This is a genomic window from Mycobacterium sp. 1165178.9, assembly GCF_001673555.1.
Classification (GTDB): Bacteria; Actinomycetota; Actinomycetes; order Mycobacteriales; family Mycobacteriaceae; genus Mycobacterium.
Window position 1 is genome coordinate 1 of the sequence record NZ_LZMB01000567.1, and the last position, 14,774, is coordinate 14,774.

Below are 14,774 nucleotides of genomic sequence, written 5' to 3' on the forward strand. Positions count from 1 at the left end.
CGACATATTCACGGGCGAGCGCCGCGAGGTGACCGTGATGTTCGTCGACGTAAGGGATTTCACCCCGTTCGCCGAGGCGAACTCCGCCGAAGACACAGTCACCCGGCTTAACGCCTTGTTCGAGTAGCCGTGAGGCGAGGGTGGGGTCGACGTAGGTGCCGAACGCGGCCTGAAGCCGTTGTCGTTCAGCCAAACCCGCCTGCATGCGATTGAACGATGCCGCCAGTGCGCCGAGATCGTCGTCTTGAACCACCGGAACACGCTGGCTGTAGTCGCCCGCCGCAACACGGTCGGTGGCTTGGGCGAGGTCGCGAATCGGAAGCAAGGATGGCGAGAAAAGGGAGCCGACCGTGAACGGCACCGCAATGAAGATTGTCAATGCACATCCGATCACGACACAAAGCACCGGGTTCTCACTGGCCTGATTAAGCACGGTGGCCCACGTCGCACCGGCGACTGCGAACGTGAACGCGGCCGCGACCATGGACAGGTTCGACCAGGTTGCAAACGTCGGACGGGACCGGGGCAAAGCGTCGCCGATTCCCGTGTCACCCGCAATGGCGGCCCGGGCCGGTCGCAGCGCTCCTTCTAAGACGCTGTGCGTACCGGTCATGGCGGTGCCAATTCCGAGCGCGGCGGCCAGGATCGCGTACTGGACCAGCCGCGACCAGGTCCCGCCAGCAATTGCGCCGACGACGACCAACAGGGCGGCAGGCCAAACAGCGGTCACCGCCACAAATCGAGAGACCGCCCGCCGACCAAAGGTGTAGGTAGCGTCCAACGTGCTTTCGGGATCAACGTTACGGCCGGCGGCCCACCGCTCCACATGACGAATGTGCCCCAAGCCAGGCAAGATCAGCACATACACCTCGACGGCCACGGCGACAACAGTGATAGCGGCGGCCACGGCGTAGCGGTCGGACTTCTCGAACGCAACAACGACGGACGACGAAATCAGCCAAACCGTCAGCTGCATAACGAACCCCACCACGTACATCACCCAGGAATACCTTGGCCCGTACCGATCCCACGCCCACTGCCAGATGCGATCCATGACCGGAGACTAAACGGTTAGTCAGCGGGCGGTGGCTGCTCGCCGTGCCGCTCGGAAGCCTCGGGAGGTACGGCGGGTCGACCGGAAGCCCGCGCTGACGTCGGTAGCGATTGGGCTGATAGTCGCGCTCGGCGGCCTTGCACACCGCGCAGCGGCACCCGCGGGAGTACCGGGTGCGTCGGTGTTCCAGGGTCATTTGTTGCTCTTAACTTTGCAGCGGGTCAAACATCTTGGGAGCGAGGGCGCCTATACGGAGTCGAGGGCCCGCCCCAGATTTCGCCAACCGATTTTTGAGTCTCACATGTGAGACAGCATTTTCGTGGGCGAAAGACTGCCGTAGCCATAACGCTCGTCCGGAGGGCCGCTTACCGAGATTTGCATACCCCCTGATGAGAATGCCTTTCAAAGGCTCACCCAAGTTCTATATAGGTCGTCAAGCCCGCTGCGGCAACGGCAACTACAGCTAGCAGGATGGTGTCAACTGAGCGGAGGGGTGGCGCCTCAGAGGCGCCGATGCGTAGTTCGCGCGCAATCAGAAAAAGCGGAAACATGACGCTGACGGCAATGAAGAACGACCCAACGACGTAAAGCCATACGAATCGCACGTTGTGTTTCCTGGCTTCGATAACCATCAGGATGGTGGCGCTCAAAGCCAACATCAGGGCATCGGCAGCGATAAATCTAGAGGCCGAGTTGACCTTCACGTCGCGCCAGAACGTGCCCAAGAAGTCGGCGGGTGAGTGCAGGTACGGGCCGATTTGACTCCACGTCGCAATGAGCGCAGCGATAGCGATAACGCCATAGACGCCGCAGAGGACTTTGCGGGAAATGGGCATGGATGAGGCTTGGCCGATTTCGTCGGCCCGGTCAGCTGTTGTCATGAGTCTCACGCTAAGGGGAAGCGAACTAGCACGGGCCTCTTTCTGTCAGTCTTTTCCGGTGGTCCCGGCGTGCTCGCTACATGCCTCGGCTCGTCGAGGATTTCGGCACAAGCGGTCCCCCTGTCGTCAAGCGGGACGTTCGACAGCGTCGGGCGCGGTAGGCCAGTTCGGCGCACGGCTTCGACTACTCAAACCGTCAGGTGGCGAAACAGGCGGAGAATTAACGACACTTGGCTTCCAAGGGGCAGGTGAGTGGGCCGTAAGCCCGCGCTGGCGAGGGTAGCGATTGCGTTGGTATTGGTGCTGCACACACCGCAGCGGCAACCGCGGGTGCTGCTGTAGAAACTGACTTGCTGCAGGCCAATTCATGTGTACTGACCGCGCGGTCATATCGGATATACGACGCCAGTGAGCTCCGACGACACAGACCATAGGCGCCGCTGCGCTACTTCATCGTGTGATCGACGGCTTGATTCAGCAATGGCCGCGTTCCCGCGAAGACCCGCGAACCCGTCGGGACCGTAGTACTCGCCGCCGCGCACAGCGGTATCGGTCGCTGCTCGTAGCGTCGGTCGCGCGCCGAACTCGGCGCCGGTCGGGAACAGATACGGCGCGAGCACCGCAGAGGCGGTTGACACGAAAGGAATGAAGCGACCGAGATCAGTGCCGCCCGAGACCCCCGGGTGGGCAGCCACGGAGATAGTGGGCGATCGGGAAGCTGTTAGCCTGCGATTGAGCTCATAAGTGAACAGCAGGTTGGCGAGCTTTGATTGTCCGTATGCCTTGAATCTGTTGTAACGGTGGCGTTTCCACTGCGGATCCTCGAAGTGCATGGGTGCGAGATAAGTGTGGCCTTTGCTGCTGACTGTGACCACTCGGGAACCATGTACCGGAAGCATGTGAGCCAACAGCAGACCGGTGAGTGCAAAGTGTCCAAGATGATTCGTCCCGAACTGGAGTTCAAATCCGTCCGCGGTAGTCATATAGGGAGTCCAGCAGACGCCCGCATTATTGATTAACAGACCGATGTCCGGATACTGGCTCTTAAGTTCGTCAGCTGCTGTCCGCACCGAGTTTAGGTCGGCCAAATCGACTCTCTGCACACTGCAGTCAGCCAAGGGATTGTCCCGAGACATACTTCGTACGGCAGCTCGACCCTTCTCGACGTCGCGCACTGCTAGGACTACGTGAGCGCCGTGGTCGGCCAGGGCTTTTGCGGTTGCGTAGCCCAGGCCGCTATTGCTCCCCGTCACAATAGCGACACGTCCGCTCTGGTCTGGTATGCGTGCGGCAGTCCATTTTTGGGCACGAACCGGGCGACGTCTCATTGAACCAATCACGCGCAACTCCCTGCAAATCAGATTTCTGTAACCCTGCCGAGGTCTTAGTTTCGGCCCAGGCGCCTACGCCTGCCTGCCGCAGTGCTTTTCGCTTTAATGTGCACTCCGGAGCGAGCTGATCTTTTCATTACCGCCCCGCGAAGAGAGTCATATAATCTGAAACACGCTGGAGGAAGCCGGGTTTCAGGTTATAGCCACATGCAGTCATTCGTAACTTGCCGTCGTAGGTGACCACACCTACGACATGTTCGCCCTCTATGTGTCCTTGAGTGAACGGACCCCAAATAGCCGTGGGCCGAATATTTGCTTGTTCGGGGATCTGAAGTACGCCAAGGTTAGTGATCAATAGATCGTGGGGCATGACGCTGGCGAAGAGCCTTTCAGCATCGCCGGCGCCTGCGTCGACAGGCATGGCCTGACGAATCTGCTGGGAGCTCAGTACGATTGCGCGGGGTGATCGCAATACGGCTAACCGCTCGGAGACAATACGTGCAACGTCCCAAAAGAGATTCTCCCAGGGGAGCACCTCCGTCAGGCTCGCCATGAAGTAGTTTGCGCAGTCATCCACAACATTGATATGTGATCGAAAATTGATAGGTGATTCAACCCGAACGGGAAAGTATTCGCCATGATCCAAGCTGCGCACGCGACACGCCGCAGTCACGATAGCCCCATGCACGGTCGTCTCTTCAACATGGCACCGATGCACCAGACAGGCAGTTTCAGACGCACTCATCTCCAACGCCTGAACTTGCGTCGGTACCTCGTCGAAAAGGCGCAGCGACTTCGGACACGGTGATTGGCCATCAGATGCGATCTTCGAGTCGTCGAACTCGTCGATGCGGGGCAACATTAGGTCGATCAGCTGCTCTTGCGAAGCCGGAACCGGCAAGTGCGTCATCGGTGAGCCGCTCAGTCCATCGACAACGTCGCGGAGGACTACCATCGACGAAATGCCGTCTGCCACCGTATGGTCGAATGTCAAGAGCAAGGCGGACACCATTGGGTTGATTGCAACCACGGCCCGGATAAGCGGCGCGCGGGCGCAATCGAAGGGCCGGGTGAGCTCCGAACTCACCAAAGGTGCCCAGTTGCTGTCCTCGCATCTTCTGACCACGAGATCAACGGGCGCAACGCATTTCGGGCGATAAAACCCTAGCCGAGTCCCTGGTCGATCCTCGACATGTACAGACAACAGCGGGTGCCGCCGCTGCGCCGCGAGCAGCGACTGCTGTACGAGATCGATGTCCAAGCGCGTACCGAACTCTGCGATGACTGTAAAATGCACCGGATTTCGCATGCCGTAGCGGAAGAATAGACGTTCGAAGGCGCCGACAGGTCGGACCAGATCTACAGAGCTGCTTGAATACTCAGTTGCATTGAGCATGAGCGGGGCCTTCAGTTATCTATCGTGGTTCACGATCATGTGGTTGATGATTATTGCTTGGCCATGCCGTGGTGATTTGTGCCCTACCGCAGACCCCACGGGTGTCTGACGAATGGATGTTGATTCCTGCTTCCGATATTGGAGCAGTAAATTGGGGATATCCAGGACGTGTTAGTCCTAGCTTCGAAACAGCCTCCAACGCCCCTGTATATCAACTTGATTCAGGCCTACGTGACGGCCTGATCCAGGCCAGGACCGTTTCGTAATGGCTGAAGCGTTGCGGCTCGGCCCGCTTCTGAGTGGACGATTCACGCGTGAGTGGTATCGATCGATGGTGAGGCGGTTTCGCAAGTGCCCACAGCGGGGCATGCGGTATTCGTCAACAACTCTCCGCTGTCCGTCGCGATGGCCTACCGGTCGGCCTCCCGGTCGCCGCTGCCGAATGTTACGGGCATCGTCGGAGTGCTATGCCGGTCCGCGGTCTTGCTATTCGTGCTGTTGCACTTGGCGATCGCGGGGTGTAACCCCGCGACGCAGCGCCATAACCCGCGGAATCGACTTCGTCCGCGCGTCCTTGGCAGCGCCGATCGCCGGCTGAATCTCATTCAGAGCAGCCAATTTTAGTCGGGACGAACGATGACACTGTGACATGGATGTAGCCCGTGTGGCTTCAACCGGAGCCAGGCCGCTTAAAATCGCGCCGTCAGCTCGTGTGCAGTAGGTCGGCGGTCTTGCGAGATGCGCTTGGCCAGCATTCGGGATTGTTTGGCTAGGTAGCCGATTAACGCCGGGCGGCTCAGCAGACCATGGAAGTACAGGCCCTCGGCGGCAGCCGACGGCGCCAGCATGACCGGTACGCCATCGGGTGTGAGCACGCCCAAGTGTCCGACCAACGGATCGAGGCCCGGCCCATACCCCGTTGCGCAGATCATCACGTCGGGCTGAATCCGTGCACCGCCGACCAGCTCCACCTGTGCACCCTCTAGCGCGCTGACCGCCCCGACAACCTCGATAGATCCATCGCGCACGGCGTCGATGACTTCGGGGTCAATGACTGTCGGTGCGGCGTGTAGCCGGTGGGCTCTCGCGAACGGGCCCTCCTGCGGAAGGGGCAGACCGAATTCTTTGAGATCGCCGAACGCCCGACCGCGCGCGGCCGCAGAGATCACGTCCGACATCCGCGAGGGCAGATGGAACAACGGAATGGATAGCACATCGTTGGGCAGTCCGGCGGGCCCCTTACGCGGCAATATGTTTGGTGGAGTTCGCACTGAGAGCCACACTTTGGTGGCTGCGCCTGTAGTCAGGTCATGGGCGATTTCCATGCCCGACGATCCCGACCCCACAACCAACACACGCTTGTGTGCGTACGGCACCGGGTCTCGATAACTCGCTGAATGCAACAGCTCACCGCTGAAGACGCCCGGCCAGTTCGGGATGAAGGGCGTGTGCAGGTAACCCGTCGCGACCACGACATGTCGGGCGTCGAGGTCGCCGTTCGAGGTTGTCAACCGCCACCCCGCGCGGTGTTGGTCGATGCGCTCAACCGCGGTGTTGAGGTGTAGTTCGATGCCATCCTCGCGCGCGTGCCGGTCCAGGTGTTCAACGACTTGGTCACGCGTCGGATAGACCGGAGTGCCCTTCGGGTACCGCCGCCCGGGTAGGTGGGAAAATTGCCGGCCGGTGTTGAGCCTGAGCCGGTCATACCGACCGCGCCACGACGCCGCCACCGCATCGGCTCGATCGACGAGCAACGGCCGAACTCCCTTGTCCTTCAGGCTAAGCGCGGCAGAAATCCCCGCGGGGCCAGCACCGATAATCACCACCCGCTCAGACATCGCGTGTGACTTCCCGCTCGATCGCCGTTCCCGCCCGGTCAAACCGCGAGGATCGCATTGGCCATGGCCTTCGCCGCGAACAGCTTCGCGACGCCTGCAAGAACCATTCGCAAGCATCACGTCGATAACATGCTTGGCGGTGAGGAGCCAAACGGCCACGTCGCTTATATCTGCGGGCTGAGGCGTCATGGTCGAGGCGTTCCATTTGGTCTCGGAAGCGGAACACGAATTCACGCGACGAAAGGGCTGCGCCGTACTGAATCACAACATTTTCCCTTGGCGTCAGACACTGGGGCTGATCCGCTCTTCGATGCCCAGTAGCGCCTTGCCATAGACTTCGTAGCCAACAACGGGCTGAAGACCCGAATGCCGAGCCGCGGTGTTCGCATCACGCCAATACTGTTGCATGCGGTTTGATTCTCCGAAGCTCCCTGCACCGTGCACATTTACCAAAACGGATGTGGCATCAAGGACTTGCTGGGCCAGGTATCCGGCTCGCGCCCGTACCTCCGCACGCACAACGTATGTCACGAGTTCTCCTGCCGCGGCGGCGGCATCCAGGGTAGCGGCGATGTCGTAGGCGTGCAGCTGGGCAGTACGCAATCTCAATGCTGCTTCAGCGATCTGGATCTGTACGCCAGCCGACTCGCTTTGCCGAGAGATAAATGTGTCATGGATTGCCTTGGTCGGCGCCTTGCCGATAACGAGTTCCAGGGCGGCCTTCCCTAGTCCCAGCAACGGCCCAACCACCAACAGTGTCGCTAACGGTGCGAACGGCAGCCGGAACATCGATTGGTCGCCTGCCACCCGCGGTGTCTCGTCGGCTACCGTGCTCATCGGAATCGTTCGGTAACCGGGAACGAACACCTCGTCGGCAATCCAGGTATCGCTGCCCGTTCCACGCATGCCAACGGTGTTCCAGCTCTTCTCCAGACGCAGCTGTTCCGCCGGGACGACACAGAACATCGCATCTATCGGTTCGTCCGGTCCGTCAGTGACGACAACGGCCAACAATGCCCAGTCTGCGTGGTAGGCACCCGACGCATACGACCACCGTCCACTGATGCATAGACCGCCATGTACACGCCGGGCCGACCCGGGAGAGCTCACCCCAGCCAACCGAACGTCGGGACAGCGACCGAAAATCTCCTGCTGAAGTTGTGGGGAGCACAGCTGCCCGATCATCCAGGCCGCAGCCGAACCGACCGATACCAGCCACGACGCTGACCCGTCCGTCATGCCTATCGTTTCCGTCACTTCGATCACCGTGCGCAGATCGACGGCGTAGCCGCCAAAGTGCCGCGGCGTGAGGAGCCGAAACATGCCCGCCTCGGTCAGCGCATCGCTCACGGGGTCCGGCAGTCGGCGCAATAGCTCACCATTTGCGACATGCGCATCCAACAGCGGTTGCAAGGCATGGGCTCGGGCGACAAGCTCACGATGTGACGGACGCTCTTCTTGCTGCTGAGAAGCCAAGCCAGTCCTCATCAAATCCCCTCATGTGCATAGTTTTGCGCTGTGGAGACGGCCGGGGTTGGTGTGAAGGCCACCGGCATCGATTGCGGCCCGGTGACGAAGTTGGCGGCGCGCAAAGGTGCTTCAGGGCTGTAAGCCAGGTGGAGGTCTGGCAGTCGCTGCAGGAGGCGTTTCGTCATAATTGACAACTCCAGCCGCGCAAGCTGGTTGCCGAGACAAAAATGAGTCCCAAATCCAAATGCCAAGTGGTTGTTGGGTGTTCGCTCGATGCGGAAGTTGTCTGGGTCGCCGAATATAGTTTCGTCGAAGTTGGCCGACTCGAACATCAACATGATCTTCTCACCCTTCCACAGACGTACTCCGTGAAAGTCGATGTCGGCTGTCAGTGTGCGACACATGTTCTTCACCGGTGAAGTCCACCGCAGCATTTCCTCGATCGCGCCGGGAAGCAGGTCCGGATCGGATTTCAGCCGACCCCACTGGTCGCGGTGCTGGAGAAGTTGTTCAAAGCCGCCTGACAATGTATGCCGAGTTGTCTCGTCCCCGGCGATTAGGATCAACAATGTCTCGTAGACGATTTCGTCATCGGTCAGTCGCTGCCCGTTGACTTCGGCATTGACGAGAACGCTAAACAGGTCATCGGTCGGGTCGTCACGACGTTTGGCGATGATATCCATGGTGTACGACGTATACGCGCCGAACGCTCCCAACATCGCCTGCATTCTCTGGTCGTCTGCAGCTGAGCTCAGTCCGGTCATCAGATCCTCTGACCATCTCAACAACATGCCGTGGTCCTCAGGCAACACCCCAAGCATTTCTCCTATCACCGCCATCGGTAACGGTGCGGCGATATCGCGGACGAAATCGGATGCCCCGCGCTCGCAAATTGCGTTGATGAGGTTGTCGCACAACCGATTGATTGAAGGCGCCTTACTGAGCACACCCTTGCGGGAAAAGCCGGTGCTGACGAGTCTGCGGCGTAACAAGTGCGCGGGATCATCCAGATCGAGCATGTAAAACATTCCTGGGTACTCCGGTCGGATCCCTCCCGCGCTCGAAAATACCGCCGGATTTCGTTCGGCATCCATAATGGTCCGATGTGTCGTCGCCGCCGCTAGCCCGTTGCGGTCGCGGAAAACCGGTTGGTTGGCTCGCATCCACCGATACGCCTCGCGTGCCGATCCGTCGGCGTAAAATTTGCCGTCGATCAGATCGACGTTTGGCTTAGGTTCGCGACAAAAGCGTTTCATTTTGATTGTCTTTCGAGAGAGGGTGTTTGGCGAGGCCTAGCCTGTGTTCACCGCTTGTGAAGCGTGTATCCGATGGCTGCGTCGCCTGGAGTTGGGTATCGCTGTATCAGTTGGAGCGCGTCGTCTAAGTCCAGGACGTTTTGAGTTGGCGATTGCTCGGTAGACGCGGATACAGATCGCGCAGGTGTGGAACGAACGACGGCCAGGCGTCCACGAATCCGCCACGGGTGCAGGCATTTCAAGACCGCGCACTGACTCATATTCCGATAGTGCAGCCGTCGATCGGAGTTATCCAGGACGTGTAATTCCCGGTTGCGCGGCAGCTAGGGTTATCTACTGACCAGGCGCCGAAGGCCGGCTTCCGACGCGGATCCAGGCTCGGCCCAGTAAATGATCAGCCAATGGGCGGTGCCCGACAGCAGCATCTGCTGATAGTTCAGGTCCAGGGGTCCTACCTGCGGATGATCAATGAGCATCAATCCAGGTGTCTCCTGGGTGACGTCGTGCTGGGCCCACAACTGACGGAACCGCGTGCTGTAAGTATTCAAATCGTCCACGAGGTTGATCAGAGCCGGGTCGGGTCTTTGGCCAAGCATGGCGCGGAGGAAGGAGACCGTCCATGCTGTCAGTTTCTCCCAGTTGCGAAAGAAGGGCCGCATCTCCGGTGCGAGAAACACTGCTCGCACCGTATTCGCTCCGATCCCATGATGTGGGGACAGTGCTTCGGCGAGTTTGTTCGCGCTGACTACCCTCATTCCGGGGTCAAATACGTGCGCTGCGGTCAATGGCCAACCTTCAAGCAGATCGCCGATTGCGGGATGTGGCATCTGCACTGGGTCTATCTGTCCGGCGATCAGGTTTTGGCGCACTAGGTTTCGCATGTGCGCAACGCCGTCGTTGTCGAGTTGCAGCGCTTTACCGATAGCGTCAAGCACTTGATCCGATGGGTTGTCTTCTTGGCCTTGCTCCAGCCGTCGGTAGTAATCGGTGCTGATACCAGCCAGCACCGCTACTTCCTCCCTTCGAAGTCCTACCACCCTGCGGCGCCCGCCAGCGGGCATACCGACATCAGCGGGCTGGACCCGACTTCGGCGGGCACGCAGAAACTGCGCCAGGGTGGTCTGGTTGAGTGGATGCCCATCGGATGCTGGCTGACCCAGCATGTTTCCAGAGCTCACCGAATTGGTTTCTCGCAGTGAGGGTCATAGCAACGTTTAGAGCCGACTTTGTCGGCCAATGAAGTTACCAGCCGTTCGATCGGCGCCTTGTCCAAAGCAGCCGTGGCGCGAAACTTCAACCGAACCGTAGCAACCTTCGACTTGGTCGCTGGGCCGCTGGCATCAGGCACGAAATCCTCCTTGTGGATTGTCAACCGATCGGGTAGGGGACGCTTGCCGTTACTCAGTCGGGTTGAACAGTGCGTCCGCGTATACGGGCCCCTAACGTGAGCGAGGACGATCTGTGTTGAAGACACAAGACACATATCACTAGCGATCCGCGAGTAGATCGGTCTATCGTGACCCAATCCGACAGCCATGCTTTTCGTTTGACATCGACTGAAAGCCTCGACGGCTACGACGTGAAGACCGGAGTCAGATCGAGAAAAACGCGGTAGTTAGTAATCGAGCCGTCCCCTGCGGACCGCCAAATCGACACTGTAGGGACCGTCACCTCCCTGGCATCGTGACGCGTATAAGTCACTTCTGCCTCAGCAATGGTGTCCTCACCGACGACCCATTGGTTGACGATACGGTGGCGTAGCCCGGCAATGCTCGTTAAGAAGGCGGCGCTGCCCCTCGCGATGGCGTTGCGGCCTCTCATAGGTTCGCCATTTCCGAACGTCATGGTGGCGTCCCGCGCGAAAAGCTTCGCGAACGCATCAGCGTCCCCCTCGTCGATTCGGGCGAAGATGGACTGTGGATTCGTCATGTCGGTTCCTAAGCTTGCTCGTCGTTGGTTTTAGTCAAACTTTGCCGTTTGTGCCGCAGACTCCGTCAGACGGTGAGTCGCGACCCGACTCTCGCGGTTGGTTCTCGCGTTTGCAGTATTGCCAAGCATCTATCGAGCGCATGATCCTGCGTCGACCGGAAGGGCGACGTCGGTAACATATTTGGCGTAGTCGCTAACCAGCCACACGACCGCGTCGCTGATATCTGCAGTCTGAACGAACGGCACCTCGAGAAGATTCACCGTTGCTTGTGTTATTTCCGGGTTGTTGGCTAGATATGCGCTAACCGTCTCATTGATGATCACTGGCGTTTCAACCCCTGTCGGATGGACGGTATTGACGCGAATATTGTCCTTGGCCAGCCAATGTGCGAAGGACCGCATGAGGCCGACCACGCATGTTTGGCCGCGACATAGGCGCTGGCCGCGGCAGGTGCCATCACTGCCGGCGCCTCTGAGTCCCGCCGTGGAGCTGGTGAGCACGATCGCTCCGCCGTTGCCCGTTTCACGCATACTCGGAGCGGCAGCCATAACCGTGTTCCACACGCCAATGAGGTTGACATCGAGTACATTCCGGAAAACGGTTTCGGCACTTGGCTCTTTTGTACCCGGCGCAAATATCCCTGCATTGGCTATCACGATGCTGATCGGACCGAGGCCTTGCGTTGCTTCTGACACGACACGCTGTAGCGCCGACATATCGCGCACATCGGCCTTTCGGGCAACGACCTTGCGACCCAAGGATTCGATGGCCTTGGTTGTATGCTCCAAGTCATCGACGGTGCCCATCTGAATAAGGGACGCAGTCGATTTGCTCGCACACATCGATAGCGACGATATCCGCGCCCTCCTCCGCCAGCCGAATAGCGTGACTACGCCCCTGTCCTCGCGCAGCCCCAGTCACAAACGCCACCTTGCTCTCGAGCATCCCCATGCTGGCATCTCTTGTTTACTTAGTTGGTGTCAGTTTTTTCAGCAGACGGTGTGGGATTAATGGGCGAGCTTGTCGCGGTTTCTCTCACAGTGGTGTTGTCGCACTGCCCGGACTGCCAGCAGCCTTATCGAGCACAGAACCCTGCGTCCACCGGAAGGGTCACTCCGGTAACGTATTTGGCGTGATCACTGACCAGCCACACGACCGCGTGGCTTACGTCTGCCGGCTGAACGAACGACACGTCCAGAAGATTCACCGTCGCTTGTGCCACTTGCGGGTTCTCGGCTAAGTATGTGCCGACCGCTTCGTTCATGATCATGGGCGTTTCGACCCCCGTCGGATGCACGGTATTGACACGAATATTGTCCCTGGCCAGCCAGTGCGCAAACGATCGCATGAGGCCGACAACACCATGTTTGGCCGCGGCGTAGCCGCTGGCCGCCGCGGTGCCATCCCCGCCGGTGCCCTTTAAACCTTGCGTGGAACTGGTGAGCACGATCGCTCCGCCGTTGCCCGCTTCACGCATACTCGGAGCGGCAGCCATAACCGTATTCCATATGCCCACGAGGTTGACATCGATGACAGTCCGGAACACCTTATCGAGATCAGACTCTTGGGTACCCACGGCGGATATTCCCGCATTGGCTACAACAATGCTAATCGGCCCGAGGTCATCCGTTGCTTCGGACACGACGCGCTGCAATGCCGATAGATCGCGAACATCAACCGCACTCGTGAAGATTCTGCGCCCTAACGATTCGACCGCTTTGGCTGTATGCTCCAATTCATCGGCGGTGCCCATCTGATAAGGGACGCAATCGATTTGCTCGCACACATCGATAGCGACGATATCCGCGCCCTCCTCCGCCAGCCGAATAGCGTGACTACGCCCCTGTCCTCGCGCAGCCCCGGTGACAAACGCCACCTTGTTCTCAAGCAATCCCATTTTTAGTTTCCTTATTGGTTAATTGTCCTGTTGCGCAGCGTAATCAGGCAGTAGATCTTCTGCTTGATCATGGGGGCGCCCCTGGCCGATGCGGTGATGACTCCCTGGCGGTGGGCACCCATGTGCTCTGATTTTGATTGCAGTCGTGGCGCACTACTGCTCCCCACGATCTTTATTACCGCAGTCGTTCTCTCGCCGGGGAATTCTAATAATGGCATGCCACAGCCAGATTGGTGTCAGTATGCTGAATGTGGACGCAAGCATCTCGAACCCTAAGAGGGGAGACGTGTCGATGCTCGCCCGTATGAGGGCCCCTGTTGCGAAGGGTGCAAGCATGCAAGCCACAACATCGCCCATCGTCCTGTTTGGGAGGGATCTTGGAAGAATTGGTTTTCGCCTCATGTCGAACAGCTCCTTTATCTGGTTCAGGCACTGACGTGAACCGGTAGGGTGATCAGTCCAGGCATCGCGACGTTATTGGCGGACCGCACGACACATCTGTCGGCTAACGTGATTCGTTGAAATCGCTCGAGCAAGCGGCCGATAGCAATCTCGCCCTCAAGCCTCGCGACCCGTACTCCGATGCACTTATGAACCACTGACCGGACAGGACCTGATCGCTTCGGCCTGGCTCCAACTCCGATCTCACACCAGCGGGCGACACCGATGCCGCAGGGCAGGCTCACGAAAACAAGTTGGCCACGTGGGATCTCGACTCCGCCGATACACGCGGTTTCGATGGTTAACCGCGTGGTGGCGACATTGAGTGGATTTTCAAACCTTAAGAATTCCTCAACTGCTAGGCACAGTAGTGACGGGTCGGCGCGCACCTTCAATAGCTGAGATGGGTTGCCGAGCAGAGTAAGAACGCCGTGATGGATCAGGTGGACGCTGGTGTCGTAGCCCGCCAAGATCAGCATCAATGCCGCCGAGACCAGCTCATCGTGAGACAGGCGTTCTCCCCCGTCAGTCGCGTGCACTAACTCGCTGAGCAAGTCGTCCTGCGGTTGCGCGCGCTTCTGAGCTATCAACTCGTCCAAGGGGTCGTCGGACAGCGCATACTCGATGGCGGCCAGAATGATGGCATCGGTGCTAACCAGTAGAGGTTCGATGTGCATCCGAAGATGCTCGAACTCGCCCGACGGCACACCTAATAGCCTGCTGATCACCCGGAGCGGTAATGGAATTGCGTATGACCGCATCAAATCCACAATGTCGCCAGCTGCGGCAGCAACCGCAATGTGATCGAGCAACTCGTCCGCGATCGACTCGATGTCGGGCTGGATTTTCTTGACACTGCGGACCGCAAGCGCGGCGGGAACCAGTTCGCGTAGTCGCGCATGCTCTGGCGAGGCCTGTTGCAACATATAGCTGTTCACCATCGACCATCGAGGTCCAAAGCTGCTCCAAGGCAACAGATCCCTTAGTTGATGCCAGTTCATGCTCAGCCGGGGATCGCTTAATGCTTCTTTCGCCTCAGCTGGTCGAGTCACCGGCCATGCGTGCTGGCCATCCCACATCGTCACGCGACGCGCTGGCACCTGCGCGCGAAGCTGGTGATACAGGTCGCGGGGGTGCCGGATGAACGATGGATCGAGCCTGGGCGAATTCGCTGCTGACCCAGGCATTTCAAAACGGCCTGCAGAATCGTTGAGGCACATAATCCGATAGTGAAGCGGCCTATCCGAGTTATCCAGGACGTGTACTTCCTGGCTGTGCGA

Annotated in this window: 11 protein-coding genes and 2 pseudogenes; 1 reads left to right on the forward strand and 12 read right to left on the reverse strand. The window is 59.1% G+C overall.

Annotated elements, in window-relative coordinates; genetic code table 11:
- Positions 1-124: pseudogene (locus A5652_RS27915) on the forward strand (adenylate/guanylate cyclase domain-containing protein); the annotation flags it as partial.
- Positions 125-250: 126 nt separating this feature from the next.
- Here the strand turns inward: A5652_RS27915 and A5652_RS29295 are convergent.
- The 12 genes and pseudogenes from A5652_RS29295 to A5652_RS24045 form a co-directional block, all read right to left on the reverse strand.
- Positions 251-1,054 (reverse strand): annotated as a pseudogene (locus tag A5652_RS29295) (adenylate/guanylate cyclase domain-containing protein); the annotation flags it as partial.
- Between the two features lie 410 nt (positions 1,055-1,464).
- Complete coding sequence (locus A5652_RS23995) at positions 1,465-1,935, reverse strand: DUF2834 domain-containing protein (RefSeq protein ID WP_067357862.1); 471 nt, start codon at positions 1,933-1,935, stop codon at positions 1,465-1,467.
- A 386-nt stretch (positions 1,936-2,321) separates the two neighbouring features.
- Positions 2,322-3,263, reverse strand: a complete 942-nt coding sequence (locus tag A5652_RS27215) for an SDR family NAD(P)-dependent oxidoreductase (RefSeq protein WP_082984052.1) — start codon at positions 3,261-3,263, stop codon at positions 2,322-2,324.
- Positions 3,264-3,402: 139 nt separating this feature from the next.
- On the reverse strand, positions 3,403-4,662 hold the full coding sequence (locus A5652_RS24000) for a hypothetical protein (protein ID WP_067357866.1): 1,260 nt from the start codon (positions 4,660-4,662) through the stop codon (positions 3,403-3,405).
- A gap of 689 nt (positions 4,663-5,351) precedes the next feature.
- Complete coding sequence (locus A5652_RS24010; RefSeq protein WP_067357873.1) at positions 5,352-6,500, reverse strand: NAD(P)/FAD-dependent oxidoreductase; 1,149 nt, start codon at positions 6,498-6,500, stop codon at positions 5,352-5,354.
- Between the two features lie 282 nt (positions 6,501-6,782).
- Complete coding sequence (locus A5652_RS24015) at positions 6,783-7,976, reverse strand: acyl-CoA dehydrogenase family protein (protein ID WP_197514089.1); 1,194 nt, start codon at positions 7,974-7,976, stop codon at positions 6,783-6,785.
- Positions 7,977-7,987: 11 nt separating this feature from the next.
- On the reverse strand, positions 7,988-9,226 hold the full coding sequence (locus A5652_RS24020) for a cytochrome P450 (protein WP_067357878.1): 1,239 nt from the start codon (positions 9,224-9,226) through the stop codon (positions 7,988-7,990).
- Between the two features lie 329 nt (positions 9,227-9,555).
- Entirely contained in the window at positions 9,556-10,389 is an 834-nt protein-coding gene (locus A5652_RS24025; RefSeq protein WP_067357881.1) for a helix-turn-helix transcriptional regulator, read from the reverse strand.
- 409 nt (positions 10,390-10,798) lie between these two features.
- Positions 10,799-11,155: a nuclear transport factor 2 family protein gene (locus A5652_RS24030; RefSeq protein WP_067357885.1), complete on the reverse strand. Its 357-nt coding sequence runs from the start codon at positions 11,153-11,155 to the stop codon at positions 10,799-10,801.
- Positions 11,156-11,284: 129 nt separating this feature from the next.
- The gene (locus A5652_RS24035; RefSeq protein ID WP_369805864.1) at positions 11,285-11,962 is read right to left on the reverse strand and encodes an SDR family oxidoreductase; all 678 of its coding nucleotides are present in this window, start codon (positions 11,960-11,962) and stop codon (positions 11,285-11,287) included.
- A 269-nt stretch (positions 11,963-12,231) separates the two neighbouring features.
- Positions 12,232-13,053 carry a mycofactocin-coupled SDR family oxidoreductase gene (locus A5652_RS24040; protein ID WP_067357888.1) on the reverse strand — a complete coding sequence of 274 codons (822 nt, stop codon included), beginning with the start codon at positions 13,051-13,053 and terminating at the stop codon, positions 12,232-12,234.
- A 425-nt stretch (positions 13,054-13,478) separates the two neighbouring features.
- Positions 13,479-14,714, reverse strand: coding sequence for a cytochrome P450 (locus tag A5652_RS24045; protein ID WP_156745520.1), 1,236 nt, complete (start codon positions 14,712-14,714; stop codon positions 13,479-13,481).
- Between the last annotated feature and the right edge of the window lie 60 nt (positions 14,715-14,774).

Coding starts and splice junctions, on each gene's coding strand:
- A5652_RS23995 (WP_067357862.1), bottom strand. CDS start 1,935: ATGACAACAGCTGACCGGGCCGACGAAATCGGCCAAGCCTCATCCATG.
- A5652_RS27215 (WP_082984052.1), bottom strand. CDS start 3,263: ATGAGACGTCGCCCGGTTCGTGCCCAAAAATGGACTGCCGCACGCATA.
- A5652_RS24000 (WP_067357866.1), bottom strand. CDS start 4,662: ATGCTCAATGCAACTGAGTATTCAAGCAGCTCTGTAGATCTGGTCCGA.
- A5652_RS24010 (WP_067357873.1), bottom strand. CDS start 6,500: ATGTCTGAGCGGGTGGTGATTATCGGTGCTGGCCCCGCGGGGATTTCT.
- A5652_RS24020 (WP_067357878.1), bottom strand. CDS start 9,226: ATGAAACGCTTTTGTCGCGAACCTAAGCCAAACGTCGATCTGATCGAC.
- A5652_RS24025 (WP_067357881.1), bottom strand. CDS start 10,389: ATGCTGGGTCAGCCAGCATCCGATGGGCATCCACTCAACCAGACCACC.
- A5652_RS24030 (WP_067357885.1), bottom strand. CDS start 11,155: ATGACGAATCCACAGTCCATCTTCGCCCGAATCGACGAGGGGGACGCT.
- A5652_RS24035 (WP_369805864.1), bottom strand. CDS start 11,962: ATGGGCACCGTCGATGACTTGGAGCATACAACCAAGGCCATCGAATCC.
- A5652_RS24040 (WP_067357888.1), bottom strand. CDS start 13,053: ATGGGATTGCTTGAGAACAAGGTGGCGTTTGTCACCGGGGCTGCGCGA.
- A5652_RS24045 (WP_156745520.1), bottom strand. CDS start 14,714: ATGTGCCTCAACGATTCTGCAGGCCGTTTTGAAATGCCTGGGTCAGCA.